The organism is Ornithinicoccus sp. (assembly GCF_057176825.1).
In genome coordinates, this window is record NZ_CM169976.1 from 1,481,579 (window position 1) to 1,497,160 (window position 15,582).

Annotated in this window: 15 protein-coding genes and 1 pseudogene; 9 read left to right on the forward strand and 7 right to left on the reverse strand. The window is 72.3% G+C overall.

Annotation, left to right across the window (positions count from 1 at the left end):
- Window position 1 precedes the first annotated feature (1 nt).
- On the reverse strand, window positions 2–835 hold the full coding sequence (locus AC1QRC_RS07645) for a purine-nucleoside phosphorylase (protein WP_484206180.1): 834 nt from the start codon (window positions 833–835) through the stop codon (window positions 2–4).
- A gap of 23 nt (window positions 836–858) precedes the next feature.
- On the opposite strand from AC1QRC_RS07645, the gene AC1QRC_RS07650 reads away from it, so the two are divergent.
- Window positions 859–2,322 (forward strand): NAD(P)H-quinone dehydrogenase, encoded by a 1,464-nt coding sequence (locus AC1QRC_RS07650; RefSeq protein WP_484206181.1) that lies wholly within the window; start codon window positions 859–861, stop codon window positions 2,320–2,322.
- Between the two features lie 21 nt (window positions 2,323–2,343).
- The gene (locus AC1QRC_RS07655; protein WP_484206182.1) at window positions 2,344–3,423 is read left to right on the forward strand and encodes a DNA polymerase IV; all 1,080 of its coding nucleotides are present in this window, start codon (window positions 2,344–2,346) and stop codon (window positions 3,421–3,423) included.
- A gap of 68 nt (window positions 3,424–3,491) precedes the next feature.
- On the opposite strand, the gene AC1QRC_RS07660 is transcribed toward AC1QRC_RS07655, so the two are convergent.
- A complete protein-coding gene (locus AC1QRC_RS07660) occupies window positions 3,492–5,261 on the reverse strand; it encodes an acetyl/propionyl/methylcrotonyl-CoA carboxylase subunit alpha (RefSeq protein WP_484206183.1) in 1,770 nt (589 codons plus the stop codon).
- 77 nt (window positions 5,262–5,338) lie between these two features.
- Window positions 5,339–5,776: a MerR family transcriptional regulator gene (locus tag AC1QRC_RS07665; protein ID WP_484206184.1), complete on the reverse strand. Its 438-nt coding sequence runs from the start codon at window positions 5,774–5,776 to the stop codon at window positions 5,339–5,341.
- A gap of 75 nt (window positions 5,777–5,851) precedes the next feature.
- On the opposite strand from AC1QRC_RS07665, the gene AC1QRC_RS07670 reads away from it, so the two are divergent.
- The 7 genes and pseudogenes from AC1QRC_RS07670 (at window position 5,852) to AC1QRC_RS07700 (ending at window position 11,017) form a co-directional block, all read left to right on the forward strand.
- On the forward strand, window positions 5,852–7,036 hold the full coding sequence (locus tag AC1QRC_RS07670; RefSeq protein WP_484206185.1) for an acyl-CoA dehydrogenase family protein: 1,185 nt from the start codon (window positions 5,852–5,854) through the stop codon (window positions 7,034–7,036).
- Window positions 7,037–7,066: 30 nt separating this feature from the next.
- Window positions 7,067–8,641 carry an acyl-CoA carboxylase subunit beta gene (locus AC1QRC_RS07675; protein WP_484206186.1) on the forward strand — a complete coding sequence of 525 codons (1,575 nt, stop codon included), beginning with the start codon at window positions 7,067–7,069 and terminating at the stop codon, window positions 8,639–8,641.
- A gap of 19 nt (window positions 8,642–8,660) precedes the next feature.
- Window positions 8,661–9,077 (forward strand): YccF domain-containing protein, encoded by a 417-nt coding sequence (locus AC1QRC_RS07680; protein ID WP_484206187.1) that lies wholly within the window; start codon window positions 8,661–8,663, stop codon window positions 9,075–9,077.
- Between the two features lie 41 nt (window positions 9,078–9,118).
- Complete coding sequence (locus AC1QRC_RS07685) at window positions 9,119–9,553, forward strand: Na+/H+ antiporter NhaA (RefSeq protein ID WP_484206188.1); 435 nt, start codon at window positions 9,119–9,121, stop codon at window positions 9,551–9,553.
- Between the two features lie 159 nt (window positions 9,554–9,712).
- Window positions 9,713–9,853, forward strand: a pseudogene (locus AC1QRC_RS07690) (hypothetical protein); the annotation flags it as partial.
- A gap of 208 nt (window positions 9,854–10,061) precedes the next feature.
- The gene (locus AC1QRC_RS07695; protein ID WP_484206189.1) at window positions 10,062–10,322 is read left to right on the forward strand and encodes a hypothetical protein; all 261 of its coding nucleotides are present in this window, start codon (window positions 10,062–10,064) and stop codon (window positions 10,320–10,322) included.
- 428 nt (window positions 10,323–10,750) lie between these two features.
- Entirely contained in the window at window positions 10,751–11,017 is a 267-nt protein-coding gene (locus AC1QRC_RS07700) for a DsbA family protein (RefSeq protein WP_484206190.1), read from the forward strand.
- 13 nt (window positions 11,018–11,030) lie between these two features.
- Here AC1QRC_RS07700 and AC1QRC_RS07705 read toward each other — a convergent pair whose 3' ends face one another.
- From AC1QRC_RS07705 to AC1QRC_RS07720, 4 genes are read right to left on the reverse strand one after another with little or no spacing between them, the layout of a single operon-like run.
- Complete coding sequence (locus AC1QRC_RS07705) at window positions 11,031–12,725, reverse strand: NAD(P)/FAD-dependent oxidoreductase (protein WP_484206191.1); 1,695 nt, start codon at window positions 12,723–12,725, stop codon at window positions 11,031–11,033.
- Between the two features lie 42 nt (window positions 12,726–12,767).
- The gene (locus AC1QRC_RS07710) at window positions 12,768–13,181 is read right to left on the reverse strand and encodes a HEAT repeat domain-containing protein (RefSeq protein WP_484206192.1); all 414 of its coding nucleotides are present in this window, start codon (window positions 13,179–13,181) and stop codon (window positions 12,768–12,770) included.
- The gene (locus AC1QRC_RS07715; protein ID WP_484206193.1) at window positions 13,178–13,819 is read right to left on the reverse strand and encodes a Maf family protein; all 642 of its coding nucleotides are present in this window, start codon (window positions 13,817–13,819) and stop codon (window positions 13,178–13,180) included. Before AC1QRC_RS07715 ends, AC1QRC_RS07710 begins: the two co-directional genes overlap by 4 nt.
- A gap of 4 nt (window positions 13,820–13,823) precedes the next feature.
- Window positions 13,824–15,515 (reverse strand): DUF885 domain-containing protein, encoded by a 1,692-nt coding sequence (locus AC1QRC_RS07720; protein WP_484206194.1) that lies wholly within the window; start codon window positions 15,513–15,515, stop codon window positions 13,824–13,826.
- Window positions 15,516–15,582 lie beyond the last annotated feature (67 nt).

Genomic DNA, 15,582 nt, shown 5'->3' on the forward strand with positions numbered 1-15,582 from the left:
CTCAGATCCGGCCGACGATCTCGGCGAGCAGGCGCCCACAGCGTTCCGCCGCCGCCTTGCCGGCGTCGAGGACCTCCTCGTGCGACAGCGGGTCGGGGCTGATGCCGGCCGCGGCATTGGTGACCAGGGAGATGCCCAGGACCTCGAGCCCGGCCTGGCGCGCGGCGATCGCCTCCAGCGTGGTGGACATGCCCACCAGGTCCGCGCCCAGGACCTTGGCCATCTGCACCTCGGCCGGGGTCTCGTAGTGCGGGCCCCGGAACTGGGCGTAGACGCCCTCCGGCAACTCGGGGTCGACCTGGTGGGCCACGTCGCGCAGCCGGGCGCTGTAGAGGTCGGTGAGGTCGACGAAGGTGGCGCCCTCGATCGGGGAGGTCGCCGTCAGGTTGAGGTGGTCCCGGATCAGCACCGGCGTGCCCGGCGCCCAGTCGGGCTGGAGCCCGCCGCAGCCGTTGGTGAGCACGATGGTGCGGGCGCCGGCCGCCGCGGCGGTGCGGACCGCGTGGACGACGGCGCGCACGCCGCGTCCCTCGTAGTAGTGCGTGCGGGTGCCGAAGACGAGGGCGTGCCGGTCGCTGTCACCGATCCGCACCGAGCGCATCGCCCCGGAGTGGCCGGCGACGGCGGCCGCGGAGAATCCCGGGACCTCGGTGTTCTCGATCGTGGCGACGGTCTCGCCGATGAGGTCGCCGGTCTGTCCCCACCCGGAGCCCAGGACGAGCGCGACGTGGTGCTCGGGCACCCCGCTGCGGTTGGCGATCACGTCCGCCGCGGCCTGTGCCACGGCGAACGGATCCGTCTGCGGATCGGCGAGGTCCAGGGGTCGTGTGTTCACCGGCCCAGCCTAGCGATGGTTGGATGGATGTCGTGAGCACTCAGAAGTCAGTCGTGGTGGTCGGTGGCGGTCCGGGCGGGTATGAGGCGGCCCTGGCTGCGGCGCAGTTGGGGGCGCAGGTCACCGTGGTCGAGCGGGGGCTGGTCGGGGGATCGGCAGTGCTCACCGACTGCGTCCCGAGCAAGGCGCTCATCGCGACCGCCGACTTCATGGACAGGTTCAGCGCCGCCAAGCGGATCGGCGTGGGCTTCGACGGGGCGCCGGGGGACCAGGGGGTCACCGCGCACCTGGGTGAGATCAACTCCCGGATCCTGGGTCTGGCCACCGCGCAGAGCACCGACATCGTGGAGCGGCTGGAGTCCAACGGGATCGACATCGTGCAGGGCGCCGCCCGCCTCCTGGAGCCGGGGGTGATCGAGGTCGCCACCGACGTGGCCGAGACGTCGTCTGGCCAGGAGCCGGCGCCGTCTCCGGGCGAGGTGGCGCAGGGGGACTCGGTGCGTCTGTCCGCCGACGTGACCCTGATCGCCACCGGGGCACGGCCCCGGGTGATGGACACCGCTGTGCCCGACGGCGAACGCATCCTGACCTGGCAGCAGATCTACGACCTGCAGGAGCTGCCCGAGAAGCTGATCGTGATCGGCTCGGGCGTCACGGGGGCGGAGTTGGCGCACGCCTACCTGGGGCTGGGGTGCGAGGTCGTCCTGGTCTCCTCGCGGGACCGGGTGCTCCCCGGCGAGGACGCCGACGCGGCCAACGTGCTGGAGGACGTGTTCCGCCGGCGTGGGATGGAGGTGTTGAACCGTTCGCGCGCGGCGGGTGTGCAACGCCGGGACGACGGGGTGCTCGTCGAGCTGGAGGACGGCCGGACCGTCGAGGGCAGCCACGCGCTGCTCGCCGTCGGGTCCATCCCCAACACCACCGACATGGGCCTGGAGGATGCCGGGGTCCGGCTCAGCACCTCCGGCCACATCGAGGTGGACCGGGTCTCGCGCAGCTCGGTCGGCGGGGTATACGCGGCCGGCGACGTGACCGGCGTGCTGCCGCTCGCCTCGGTCGCGGCGATGCAGGGCAGGATCGCGATCGCCCACGCCCTCGGGGACGCCGTGGCGCCGCTGTCCCTGGGGCGGGTCAGCTCCAACATCTTCACCGACCCCGAGATCGCGACGGTGGGGATCTCCCAGGCCGACATCGACGAGGGGCGGGTCGACGCCCGGGCGGTGATGCTGCCGCTGACCAAGAACCCCCGCGCCAAGATGCAGAACGTGCGGGACGGCTTCGTCAAGATCTTTGCCCGCAAGGGCAGTGACACCATCTTGGGCGGCGTGGTCGTCGCCCCGCGGGCCAGCGAACTGATCTTCCCGATCGCCCTGGCCGTGGCCAACCGGCTCAACGTGGACCAGTTCTCCTCGACCTTCACCGTCTACCCCTCGATGTCCGGCTCGGTCGCCGAGGCGGCCCGGCAGCTGCACTCGATGGCGGACTGACCCTCGGGCAGACTGGTCGCCATGGGCGACCCTGCCAGGCCGTGGGTCCTGCACGTCGACCTCGACGAGTTCATCGCCGCGGTCGAGGTGTTGCGCCATCCGGAGCTCGCCGGGCAGCCGGTGATCGTCGGGGGACGCGGCGACCCGACCGAACGGGCCGTGGTCTCCACCGCCTCCTACGCCGCCCGGGAGTTCGGCATACGGTCCGGTATGCCGTTGCGCATCGCCGTGCGCAAGGCACCGGAGGCGGTGCTCCTGCCGGTCGACGGGCCCGCCTACGAGGAGGTGTCGCACCAGGTGATGGCCACCCTCCGGGAGCTCGCCGTCGTGGAGGTGCTCGGCTGGGACGAGGCCTTCCTCGGGGTGGAGACCGACGACCCGGAGGCGTTCGCCCATCTGGTGCGGGAGCGCGTGCTGGCGGCCACCGGGCTGCACTCCTCGGTCGGGATCGGCGACAACAAGGTCCGGGCCAAGATCGCCACCGGCTTCGGCAAACCGCGCGGGGTGTTCCGGCTGACCGGTGAGAATTGGGCGGAGGTGATGGGCGAGCGGCCGGTGATCGACCTGTGGGGTGTCGGGTCCAAGGTGTCGCGGCGACTGGGCGGACACGGCATACGGACGGTGGACGAGCTGGCGCGGACCCCGCGGGAGACCCTTCGTGCGGAGTTCGGGCCGAAGATGGGCGACTGGTACGCCGCGCTGGGCCGCGGTCTCGGCCCTGCGGTCGTGGACGACACCCCGTGGATCGCGCGCGGGCACAGCCGCGAGACGACGTTCCAGCAGAACCTCACGACCCCGGAGCAGGTGCGGGAGGCGGTGCGCGAGCTGGCCGAGCGGGTGTTCGCGGACACGGCCGCCGAGGGGCGGCAGGTCTTCCGGGTGGGGCTGAAGGTGCGCTACGCCCCGTTCCAGACCTTCGTCCGCAGCCACAAGCTGCCAGAGCCGACGGACCGGCGCGAGGACGTGGTGGTCGCTGCACTGGACCTGGTCGAGCGACTCGACCCGGACCGCGAGGTGCGGCTGCTGGGCGTGCGGGCCGAGATGGTCATGCCCGAGGAGGGTGATCCCGCCGAGCGGACGCCGGTGCGCGGTCGGCTCTGAGCAGCCAGGTGCCCGACAATCCCGCTACGTAAATGCGGGAAGGGGCGTCAAAACCGCTACGAAAATTGTCAGGTGAGCTCGCAGATGGTTGCGCCGTTGCTCACGGTCTGACCGACCTCGGCGTTCAGGCCGGAGACGGTGCCCGTCTTGTGGGCGTTGATGGGCTGCTCCATCTTCATCGCCTCCAGCACGACCACCAGGTCGCCCTCGGCGACCTCCTGGCCCTCCTCGACGGCGATCTTGACGATCGTGCCCTGCATGGGGGCGGTGACCGCGTCGCCCGAAGCGCCGGCGCTGGAGGATCCGGCCCGGGCACGCTTCGGGGCCTTCTTGCGGGCGCCGGCGGCGGCACCGCCGCCGAGGGACAGCCCGCCGGGCAGGGAGACGTCGAGCCGCTTCCCACCGACCTCGACCACGATGGTCTGCCGCGGCTCCTCCTCGGAGTCGGCGTCGGCCGACGGGCCCGAGTAGGGCTCGATGGTGTTGTCGAACTCGGTCTCCATCCACCGGGTGTGCACCGAGAACGGCGTGGTTGGGTCCTCCGGGGCGAACGCGGGGTCCTCGACCACGGCACGGTGGAAGGTGAGCGCCGTGGGCATCCCCTCGACGGTGAACTCGGCCAGGGCCCGCCGGGACCGGGCCAGCGCCTCCGCCCGGTCACGCCCCGTGACGATCAGCTTGGCCAGCATCGAGTCGAACGCGCCGGAGATGACGTCGCCCTCCTCGACGCCGGAGTCCAGCCGGACGCCGGGGCCGCTGGGGACCTTGTAGGTGAGCACGCTGCCGGGCGCGGGAAGGAACCCGCGGCCCGGGTCCTCGCCGTTGATCCGGAACTCGATCGAGTGACCGCGGACGGTGGTGTGGTCGTAGCCGAGCGGCTCCCCGTCGGCGATCCGGAACTGCTCGCGGACCAGGTCCACGCCGGTGACCTCCTCGGTCACCGGGTGCTCGACCTGCAGCCGGGTGTTCACCTCCAGGAAGGAGATGGTGCCGTCCTGCCCCACCAGGAACTCGCAGGTCCCGGCGCCCACGTAGCCGGCCTCGCGCAGGATCGCGGTGGAGGCACGGACCAGCTCGGCGTTCTGCTCCTCGGACAGGAACGGCGCCGGGGCCTCCTCCACGAGCTTCTGGTGGCGCCGCTGGAGGGAGCAGTCGCGGGTCGAGACCACCACGACAGTGCCGTGCTGGTCGGCCAGGCACTGGGTCTCGACGTGGCGAGGCTTGTCCAGGTAGCGCTCCACGAAGCACTCGCCCCGGCCGAAGGCCGACACGGCCTCGCGGACGGCCGAGTCGTACAGCTCGGGGATCTCCTCCAGGGTGCGGGCGACCTTCAGGCCACGCCCGCCGCCGCCGTACGCCGCCTTGATCGCCACGGGGAGTCCGTGCTCCTGGGCGAAGGCGACGACCTCGTCGGCGCTCTCGACCGGGTCCTTGGTGCCGGGCACCAGCGGGGCGTCGGCCGCGGTGGCGATGTGCCGCGCCTTCACCTTGTCACCGAGCGCGTCGATGGCCTCCGGGCCGGGGCCGATCCAGGTCAGCCCGGCGTCGAGGACCGCCTGGGCGAACGAGGCGTTCTCGGCGAGGAAGCCGTAGCCCGGGTGAACCGCGTCGGCGCCGCTCTCCCGGGCGATCTCGATCAGCTTCTCCTGGACCAGGTAGGAGTCGCCGGGGGTGCTGCCGCCCAGGGAGTAGGCCTCGTCGGCCACCTTGACGTGCAGGGCGTCGCGGTCCGGCTCGGCATACACGGCGACGGAGCCCAGGCGGGCGTCCTTGCAGGCGCGGGCGATGCGCACGGCGATCTCGCCCCGGTTGGCGATGAGGACTTTGCTGATCGGCATGGGCCGCAGCCTAACGGCTGGAGCGTCGTGCTCGGCGGGTGAGGGATCTCGGGTCGGCCGGGGGAGCCCCCGCGGGCTCAGCCGTCGGTGCCCTCGAGGCGCTCCAGGTCGGCGCGGCACCGGGCCGCGACACCCTCCAACTCGGCCAGGGCGGCCTCGATGTCGCGCTGGCGGGCGAGCAGGTCGGCCCGCTGGCGCTGGATCTGCTCCAGGAGGTAGTGCAGCTGCCCGACCTCGCCGGGCTGCTCGTCATACATCCCGATGATGCGCCGGATCTCCTCCAGGGAGAAGCCGAGCCGGCGCCCCCGCATGATCAACTGCATCCGGATGTGGTCGCGTCGGTGGTAAACGCGGGCCGTCCCCCGGCGTTCCGGGGTGACCAGCCCGAGGTCCTCGTAGTGCCGGATCGTGCGGTGCGTGACCCCGAACTCCTCGGAGAACTCGGCGATCGTCCAGGTGCGTCCTGGGGTGTCCGGAGCCGGGTCGCCGGTGGTCGCGGCGGGAGCACTTGTCATAGACACCGAGGATGCTTTACGTTGACGTCAACGTCAAGCAGGACCTGCTCCACCACCCCGAAAGGCCGGCCACCGATGTTCGAGCTGACCAAGGACCACGAGGACTTCTGCCACCTGGTGCGTGACTTCGCCGAGGGCGAGGTCGCCCCGCACGTCGAGCAGTGGGACCGGGACAGCCACTTCCCGACCGACCTGGTGCCCAAGATGGGTGAGTTGGGACTGTTCGGCCTGAACGCGCCCGAGGAGTTCGGCGGCGCCGGGCTGGAGGAGGGTGGCTTCACCTACCTGTGCCTGGCCATCGAGGAGTTGGGCCGGGTGGACCAGTCGATCGGCATCACGCTGTCGGCGGGGGTGGGCCTGGGGATCAACCCGATCCTCACCTACGGCAACCAGGAGCAGAAGCAGACATGGCTGCCCGACCTGATCAGCGGCCGCGCACTGGCCGGCTTCGGCCTGACCGAGCCCGAGGCGGGCTCGGACGCCGGCGCGACCCGGACGCGCGCCACCCTGGCCGACGGCCAGTGGACGATCCGGGGGGCCAAGGCGTTCATCACCAACTCCGGCACCGACATCACCTCGGTGGTCACGGTGACCGCCCGGACCGGTGAGACCGCCGACGGCAAGCCGGAGATCAGCGCCATCATGGTCCCCGCAGGCACCGCGGGGTTCACCGTCGAGCCCGCCTACCGCAAGCTCGGCTGGCACATCTCCGACACCCACGGGCTCACCTTTGAGGACTGCCGGGTCCCGGAGGCCAACCTGCTCGGGGAGCGCGGCGAGGGGTTCAAGCAGTTCCTGAAGACCCTCGACGACGGTCGTATCGCGATCGCCTCCCTCGCCGTCGGCTGCGCGCAGCGGATGCTGGAGGAGGCGACGGACTACGCCAAGACCCGCCTGGCCTTCGGCAGGCCGATCGGGGTCAACCAGGGTGTCTCCTTCCAGCTCGCCGACCTGGCCGTGAGCGTGGAGGCGGCCCGGCTGCTGACCTACAAGGCAGCCTGGCTCAAGGACGAGCAGGAGGCCGGCCGGCGCGGTGTCGCCGAGGTCAAGCAGGCCGCCGCCATCGCCAAGCTCTACGCCACCGAGGCCGCCGTCACCGCCACCCGCACCGCCACCCAGATCTTCGGCGGCAACGGCTTCATGGAGGAGTACCCGGTCGCCCGCTTCTTCCGGGACGCCAAGATCCTGGAGATCGGCGAGGGCACCTCCGAGGTGCAGCGCATGCTGATCGGCCGCGGTCTCGGCCTGCCCACCGCCTGATCCGGCCCCGCACCTGAGAGCATGAGCGCCATGACCCCGACCCCGTTCGCCGACCCGACGGAGGGCGGAGACGTCAAGGTGGGCGACCTGCGCCGACGGCTCGCCTCGGCATACACCGCCTCCGACGCGCCCACCGACCGGGCCCGCGCCAAGCTCGACAGCCAGCACAAGCTCTACGTCCGGGAGCGGATCGCGCTGCTCTTCGACGAGGGGACGTTCGTCGAGGACGGGCGCTACGCCAACGCCACCGCGCAGGGCCTGCCCGCCGACGGTGTGGTGACCGGACGCGGCGAGGTCGACGGGCGGCCCGCGATCGTGGTCGCCAACGACCCGACGGTGAAGGCCGGCTCCTGGGGGGCGCGGACGGTCGAGAAGATCATCCGCGCCACCGAGGCCGCGTTGCGCGAGGAGTTGCCGATCTTCTGGTTCGTGGACTCCGCCGGGGCCCGCATCACCGACCAGGTCGACCTGTTTCCGGGCCGCCGCGGTGCCGGCCGGATCTTCCACAACCAGGTCGCGCTGTCCGGGAGGGTCCCGCAGATCTGTTGCCTGTTCGGCCCCTCCGCCGCCGGCGGCGCCTACATCCCCAGCTTCACCGACATCATCATCATGGTCGAGGGGAACGCCTCGATGTACCTGGGCAGCCCCAGGATGGCCGAGATGGTCGTCGGGGAGAAGGTGTCCCTGGAGGAGATGGGGGGCGCCCGGATGCACTGCACCGTCTCCGGCGTCGGCGACCTGCTCGCCGCCGACGACACCGAGGCGATCGAGCTGGCCCGGCTGTACTTCTCCTACGTGCCGGACAACTGGCACACCCCGGCCCCCCGCTACGAGGCGGAGCAGCCCGCGACGCTGCTCACCCCGCACACCGTGCCGGAGGCAGAGTCCCTGCCGTTCGACGTCCACGACGTGATCGAGGGGTTGGTGGACGAGGACAGCTTCTTTGAGATCAAGCCACTGTTCGCCGCCGAGCTCGTCGTCGGCTTCGGCCGGATGGACGGCGAGACCGTGGGGATCGTGGCCAACAACTCGGCGGTCAAGGGCGGGGTGCTGTTCACCGACTCCGCGGACAAGGCGGCCCGGTTCATCTGGTTGTGCGACGCCTTCGGCATCCCGCTGCTCTACCTGGCGGACGTGCCGGGCTTCATGATCGGCTCGGAGGTCGAGCGTGGCGGCATCATCCGGCACGGCGCCAAGATGGTGTCGGCGGTGTCGGAGGCCACGGTGCCGCAATTCTGCGTCGTGCTCCGGAAGGCCTACGGGGCCGGGCTGTACGCCATGGGCGGTCCCGGATTCGGGCCCGATGCGACGCTGGCGCTGCCCACCGCCAAGATCGCGGTGATGGGCCCGGAGGCCGCGGTCAACGCGGTCTTCGCCAACAAGATCGCCGAGATCGAGGACCCCGCGGAGCAGGCGGAGTTCGTGGCGGCCCGCAGGGCCGAGTACGAGGAGGACGTGGACCTGGAGCGGCTGGCCGCCGACCTGGTGATCGACGGGATCATCGAGGCCGACACGCTGCGTGCGGAACTGCTGCACCGGCTGCGCTACGCCGCCCGCCGCGACCGGCACTTCTCCACCAAGCGCCGCGGCGTCCCCCCGGTATGACCGGCGCTACGCTCCCTGCATGCGGACCATCGGCAACGTCCTCTGGCTGGTCCTGGCCGGCTGGTGGCTCGCGCTGGGCTACCTGGTCGCGGGCGTCATCGCCTGCATCCTGATCATCACGATCCCGTTCGGCATCGCCAGCTTCCGGCTGGCCGGCTTCGTGCTCTGGCCGTTCGGCCGCACGGCGGTGTGGCGCCGCGACGCCGGGATCCTCTCGCTCGTCGGCAACATCGTCTGGATCATCGTGCTCGGCTGGGAGCTGGCGATCGCCCATCTGGTCGCGGGCGCGCTGTTGTGCCTGACCGTCGTCGGGATCCCTTTCGGCATCGCCTGCTGGAAGATGGTCCCGCTCGCGCTGGTGCCGCTCGGGCGGCAGGTCGTGCCGCTGTCGGCGGTGCGCCACGACCCGTTCGCCCTCCCGCAGCCGCCGTCCTGAGCGACCGGCGCCCAGTCGACATGCCGGAGTAGATTGCCGCCATGACCCGGGCCTCGCGTTCCCGACCTCACGTGGAGGCGAAGTTGGCGTCGTTGACCGGTGTGCTGGACCGGTTGCGGACCGAGTCCGGCAGCGCGGGGCTGCTCGTCGTCGTCGCCCTCGTCGCGCTCGCCTGGGCCAACTCGCCCTGGTCGCAGTCCTACACCGACCTGTGGCACACCCCGGTGAGCTTCCGGATCGGATCCCTCGGGCTGGACATGGACCTGCACCACTGGGTCAACGACGGCCTGATGGTGCTGTTCTTCTTCCTGATCGGGCTGGAGGTGCGCCAGGAGCTGGCGGTGGGGTCGCTGCGGGACCGCAGCCGGGCCCGGATCCCGCTGGTCGCCGGCGCTGGCCGGCGTCGTGGTCCCCGCCCTGGTCTACCTCGCGGTGGTCGGGGGCGGCGAGGCCGCCCGGCGGGTGGGGTGTCGTGATCGGCACCGACACCGCGTTCCTGCTGGGCGTGCTGGCGCTCGTGGGCCCGGCGATGTCCAACCAGCTGCGGGTCTTCCTGCTGACCCTCACCGTGGTCGACGACTTCCTCGCCGTCGTCGGTGATCGGCGTGGTCTACACCGAGGACGCTGCAGTGGTCGTGCCCGCTGCTGGTGGCGCTGGCGGTGCCTCGGGGCTGCTGCGCGCTGCTGGCCCGGACGCAGCCATGTGGCGCAGCGCGCCGTACGTCGTGGTGGTCGTCGTGCTCTGGGACGCCACCGTCTCCGCGGGCGTGCACCCCTCGCTGGCCGGAATGGCCGCAGGGCTGCTGGTGCCCGGCCTACGCCACGCAACGGCACAAGGTCGAGGCCGCCAAGACCCTGTTCCGCGACTACTGGCAGTCACCGCGAGGCCGGGGCCGAACGCTCGGTCCGCGCGCGGCCTGGCGCGGTCCATCTCGGTCAACGAGCGGCTGCACGACGTCGCTGCGCGGAGCCTCGGTCTCACTGGTGGTCGTCCCGGTCTTCGCGCTCGCCAACGCCGGGGTCGACCTGCGCGGCGGTCGTGCTCGGCGACGTCGCTCGGCTCGCGCGATCACCTGGGGCGTCGTGGCCGGGGCTGGTGGTCGGCAAGCTGCGTCGGGCATCGCGCTGGGCACCTTGGCGCGCGGTCCGGCTCGGCCTCGGGCGGCTGCCCGACGGCGTGGGCCGGGGCAGCGTGCTGGGCGGCGCCGCGCTGTCCGGCATCGGCTTCACCGATGTCGCTGCTGATCGTCGGCCTCGCCTTCGACGCGTCGTCCGAGCACGGCAGGCGAGGCCACCGATCGGCGTGCTGCTCGCGCTGGTGCTGGCGACCGCTGCTGGGCGCGGCTGGTCTTCCGGATCGCGCGGCGAGCAGGTGGGGCGAGGACGACCGCCGACCTGCCGACCCGGCTGGACCCCCGACGGTCGACCCCGATCGTGGACCACATCCGCGGGCGAGCCCGAGGCACCGCTGACCGTGGTGGAGTACCTCGACTTCGAGTGCCCGTTCTGCGCGCGGGCGACCGGGATGTGGCAGGACCTGCACGCGCACTTCGGCGACCGGGTCTCCGGTACGTCGTCGCGGCACCTGCCGCTAGACGGGCGTCGCACCCGCACGCCCGTGCGGCGCTGCGGTCGCGGCCGAGGCGGCGGGTCGGCAGGGCCGCTTCTGGGAGATGCACGACCTCCTGTTCTCCCGCCAGGACGCGCTCGAACTGCCCGCGCTGATCGGGTACGCGGACGAACTGGGGCTGGACGTGGAGCGGTTCGTGCTGGATCTGGACGACCCGGACGTCGCGGACCGGGTGCAGCGCTCCGTCGACAGTGCTGCGGCGAGCGGTGCCCGCGGCACCCCCACCTTCTTCGTCGCGGGGGAGCGGCACCGTGGGCCGCACGACGCCCGGACGCTCATCGAGGCGCTGGAGCGGGCGCGCCGGCGCTAGCCCCGTCCGGCGCTCAGTGCGGAGACCGGAACTCCTGGGACCGCACCCAGTCCAGGTGCGCGTGCAGCAGGGGCGCCACGGAGGCGCCTTCCCCGCTGGCCGACGCCACCCGCTTCATCGACCCGGACCGCACGTCACCCACCGCGAAGATGCCGCGGACGGTCGTCTCCAGGCTGTCGGGCGGGCGATCATCCTCCCAGGCGTCCCGGGGCACGTCGCGCCCGGTGAGCACGAATCCCTGCCCATCGCGCGCCACCTCCGCGGGCAGCCAGTCGCAGTGCGGCTGGGCACCGAGCAGGAGGAACAGGCCCTCGGCCCGCTCCCGAGTCACTGCCCCGGTGTCCAGGTCACGCACCTCCACCCACTCCAGGCGGTCGGCGCCCCCGCCGTCGACCACCACGCTGCGACCCCGGACCTCGATCCCGGGGGTGCTGGCGATCTCCCGCACCAGGTAGTCCGACATCGTGGCCGCGAGCCCGTCGCGGCGCACCAGGATCGTGACCCGGCGGGCGAACTTGGCCAGGTGGACGGCTGCCTGCCCGGCGGAGTTGCCCCCGCCGACGACGATGACGTGCCGACCGCGCATCTCCCGTGCGACGGTGCTGGCCGCCCCATAGTGCACGCCCATCCCGACGAGCCGTTCGACGCCCGGGACGCCGAGGAGACGGTAGGTGACGCCGGTCGCGATGACGACCGTGCGGGCGCACAACTCGGCCCCCTCCACGTGCACGTGGTGGTGCTCTGGCTGGTCGGTGGGTCCACGTTCGATCCGGATGGCCGGGCGCCCGGTGAAGAACCGGGCGCCGAACCGCAGCGCCTGGACCCGGGCCCGCTGGGCCAGGCGCATCCCGGAGATGCCGCGGGGGAACCCCGGATAGTTGCGGATCATCGAACTGGTGCCCGCCTGCCCCCCGATCGCCTCGCGTTCCAGGACGACCGTGCTCAGCCCCTCCGAGGCCGCGTAGACGGCCGTGGCGAGGCCGGCCGGCCCGGCACCCACGACCACGACGTCGGCGACGACGCCGCGGGGGATCGCGGTGGCGCCGCCGTACATCGCCTCGGTGACACCCGACGCCGTGGCCCCGGCCAGAATCCTGCCGTCGAAGGCGCGCACGATCGGAATGGAGGCGCCGGCACCGGCCAGGTCCATCACCTCCCGCCCCACCTCCGAGTCGGGGCTGTAGGTGAGCGAGGGGAAGCCCATCCGGCCCAGTACGTCCCGGATGGCGGTGACCTGCGGCGAGTCCGAGTCGGTCACGATCTCGACCGACGCCACCTGGGGCTGGGTGACCGTCCATCCCCAGTCCGAGAGCAGATCGATGATGGCGCTGTGGAACTCCTCGTCGCGGACCCCGCGCGGGATCAGCACGAAGGTGTCGATGACATTGCTTCCCAGCGCCTGGGTGAGAGCGTCGTAGTGCTCCCGGAACTCCTCGATGGGCACGAGGCCGACCCGACGCGTGGTCGGCGCCACCTCACGGAGCCCACGGAACAGCGCCAGGCAGTCTCCATCGGGCAACCGGTGCTCCGCCGCGACCATCGCGACCGGCACCTCGGCTTCAGCCCACTCCTCGACCCCACGTCGCGCCGCTGCCGCGTCGGGTGCCACCTCGATGCGGTAGTCACGGTCGTAGCGGCTGCGGAACTCGTCCTCGATCGCCGGACGTCGCTCGTGGGCCACCAACAGGATGACGGGCCGGTCGGTCACGTTTCGCAGGGTAGTCCTGTGGGGATCGGCGGGACAGTGCTGTCAGCCGCCGGCGAGGGTGGCCAGGGCCCGCTCCGCGGCGGCACTCACACGTGGGTTCGGGTCCTCCCGGAGGTCGGCGACCTCCCCGGTGAGGGCTTCCAGGGCACGGGCGCGCACCACCTTGAGGGCCATCTCCCGCACCCTCCAGTGCTCGTCGTGCAGGGCGCGCTCCACGGCGCTGCCGCCAGCCGGGGACCACGCGTAGAGCAAACCCCGCAGGCCCCACGTCCGGCGCCAGTAGGGCTTCCAGTCCTCGGTGCCCCCGAGCCAGCGCAGGTCAGGGTCGTCGGGCCGCTCCTGCCCGGTGACCAGGCGGGTGCACCACGCCACGACCTCCGGCTCGCCGAAGGTCCGCACCGCCGCGGCCAGGAGCACCCGGGGGTGGGCGCCAGGGGGAGGGCCCTCCGGGGTCACCCGGGCTGCCGCAGCTCGTGGAAGAGCACACCGAGCTCGCCGAGCAGGTCCCGCAGCAGCGGCAGGCTCAGCCCGACGACGGTGTGGAAGTCGCCCTCGATGGCGGTGACGTAGGGCCCGCCGAGACCGTCGACGGTGAAGGCGCCCGCGACGTGCAGCGGCTCCCCGGTCGCGACGTAGGCCTCGATCTCGGCGTCGGACAGGTCGGCGAAGTGCACCGTCGTGGAAGCGGTGGCGCCCACGACCCCGCCGCTGCCGCCCTCGCCCGGGGCGCGCAGGTCGGCCAGCCAGTGACCGGTATGCAGCACGCCCGAGCGGCCGCGCATGACCTGCCACCGGGATGTCGCCTGCGCCGCGTCCCGCGGCTTGCCGTGGATGCTGCCGTCCAGCTCCAGGACCGAGTCGCAGCCGAGGACGAGGTCTGCGCCCGGGGCGGTGGCCGCGACGTCCTCGCACTTGGCACGCGCCAGGGTGAGGGCGACGTCGGCACCCGCCAGGCGCCCGTGCCGTTCCTCGGCACGCTGCAGCACGGCGTCCTCGTCGACGGCCGAGACCACGACGAGGGGCTCGACCCCCGCCGACCGGAGCGTGCTCAGCCGGGCGGGGGAGGCGGAGGCGAGGACGAGGGAGGTCGGCACGCGCTCAGAGCTCGCCCAGCACGGCCGCGCGCAGGGTGTCCAGCCCGACCCCACCGATGTCCAGGGCGCGGCGGTGGAACGTCGTGAGGTCGAAGTCGGCGCCCTCCCGCTCCCGCACCTGGTCGCGCAGTTGCAGCCAGAGCCGCTCGCCAACCTTGTAGGCGGGCGCCTGGCCGGGCCACCCCAGGTAGCGGTCCAGCTCGAAGCGGGTGTAGTTCTCCTCGCCGTTGGTGTGGGCCCGGAGGAAGTCCCAGGCCTTGTCGTAGGTCCAGTCGCCCCCGCCGACCTCCGCCGGCGCCTCGAAGCCGCAGTGCACCCCGATGTCCAGCACGACCCGGGCAGCCCGCAGCGCCTGGCCGTCGAGCAGACCCATCCGGTTCCCCGGGTCGTCCATGTAGCCGAGATCGGCCATCAGCCACTCGGCATACAGGGCCCACCCCTCGCCGTGACCGGAGGTCCACGAGGCCATCCGGCGCCAGCGGTTGAGCAGCTCGCTGCGGTAGACCGTCTGCCCGACCTGGAGGTGGTGGCCCGGGACTCCCTCGTGGTAGACGGTGGTCAGCTCCCGCCACGAGGTGAACTCGGTGACGCCCTTGGGGACCGACCACCACATCCGTCCGGGGCGGCTGAAGTCCTCGCTGGGCCCGGTGTAGTAGATCCCGCCGGTCTGGCTGGGGGCGATCATGCACTCGATGGTGCGCACCGGTGCGGGGATGTCGAAGTGGGTGTCGGCCAGGGCGGCCACGGCCTCGTCGGCCTTGACCTGCATCCACTCCTGCAGCTCGCCGGTCCCGTGGAGTTGGTAGGCGGGGTCGGCGTCGAGGACGGCGATCGCCTCCTTGACGGACGCTCCCGGCGAGATTTGGTGGGCGGTCTCCAGCATCATGGCGTCGATCCGGGCGACCTCCTCCAGCCCCCAGGCGTACGTCTCGGCGAGGTCGACGGTCGCTCCCAGGAAGGACCGGGACTCCAGCTGGTACCGCTCGCGCCCGCAGGCGTCGGCCTCGGGGGCCCGGGCCAGCAACGTCCCGGTCAGGAAGTCGCCGAGCCCGGCGTAGGCGGCGCGGGCCCCCTCCACCGCGGTGGCCAGGTCCTGGCGCAGCGCCTCGGGGAGGTCCTGCGCCGCGGCCTCCCGCAGCAGGGTCGCGTAGGTGGTGTCCTCACCGGCCTGGTCGGCGCACTGGGCGGCGACCTTCTCCACCTGGCGGCGCGGCGCGACCGCGTCGTGCTCGGCGGAGTAGGTCAGGGACTCGGTGTACTGCGTCAGCGCGGCGGGCACCGCCCGCAGCCGGCTGCTGATGTCCTGCCAGTCCGCGTCGCTGCCCTTGGGCATGATGTCGAAGACGTCCCGGAGCTCCTGGACGGCACAGGCGATCACGTTGAGCGGCACCGCGTCCGTGCCGGCGATGATCCGGTCGTACTGCTCCCCGCTGAGCCCGAGCCGTTCCCGCAGCGCGGCGACCGTCACCCGGTCCACGTCGTCGACCGGGGCGACGCCCTCCAGCGCCGCTAGGGTGCCCCGGTCCAGGTCGGCGCGGGCGCGCACCCCGTCGATGGTGAGGTCGTCGATCTCGCCGTGGCGTCCCTCGACCCCCAGGTAGGTGGCCATGATCGGGCTGTTGGCGATCGAGGCGTCGAGGTGGGCCTCGGCGATGCGGTCGATCTCGGTCTGGGCGCGGGGGGTGGTCGTGGTCACCCGGCGAACCTAGCGCAGGGGACCGCGCCGCGGCATCCGCAAAACGGCTGGCGCGGGGGCCCGCCCC

Bases quoted from the DNA above. Each gene is read 5' to 3' on its own strand.
- AC1QRC_RS07685 (WP_484206188.1), top strand. From the start codon at position 9,119: ATGACCCGGGCCTCGCGTTCCCGACCTCACGTGGAGGCGAAGTTGGCG.
- AC1QRC_RS07700 (WP_484206190.1), top strand. From the start codon at position 10,751: ATGCACGACCTCCTGTTCTCCCGCCAGGACGCGCTCGAACTGCCCGCG.
- AC1QRC_RS07675 (WP_484206186.1), top strand. From the start codon at position 7,067: ATGACCCCGACCCCGTTCGCCGACCCGACGGAGGGCGGAGACGTCAAG.
- AC1QRC_RS07660 (WP_484206183.1), bottom strand. From the start codon at position 5,261: ATGCCGATCAGCAAAGTCCTCATCGCCAACCGGGGCGAGATCGCCGTG.
- AC1QRC_RS07655 (WP_484206182.1), top strand. From the start codon at position 2,344: ATGGGCGACCCTGCCAGGCCGTGGGTCCTGCACGTCGACCTCGACGAG.
- AC1QRC_RS07670 (WP_484206185.1), top strand. From the start codon at position 5,852: ATGTTCGAGCTGACCAAGGACCACGAGGACTTCTGCCACCTGGTGCGT.
- AC1QRC_RS07650 (WP_484206181.1), top strand. From the start codon at position 859: ATGGATGTCGTGAGCACTCAGAAGTCAGTCGTGGTGGTCGGTGGCGGT.
- AC1QRC_RS07665 (WP_484206184.1), bottom strand. From the start codon at position 5,776: ATGACAAGTGCTCCCGCCGCGACCACCGGCGACCCGGCTCCGGACACC.
- AC1QRC_RS07680 (WP_484206187.1), top strand. From the start codon at position 8,661: ATGCGGACCATCGGCAACGTCCTCTGGCTGGTCCTGGCCGGCTGGTGG.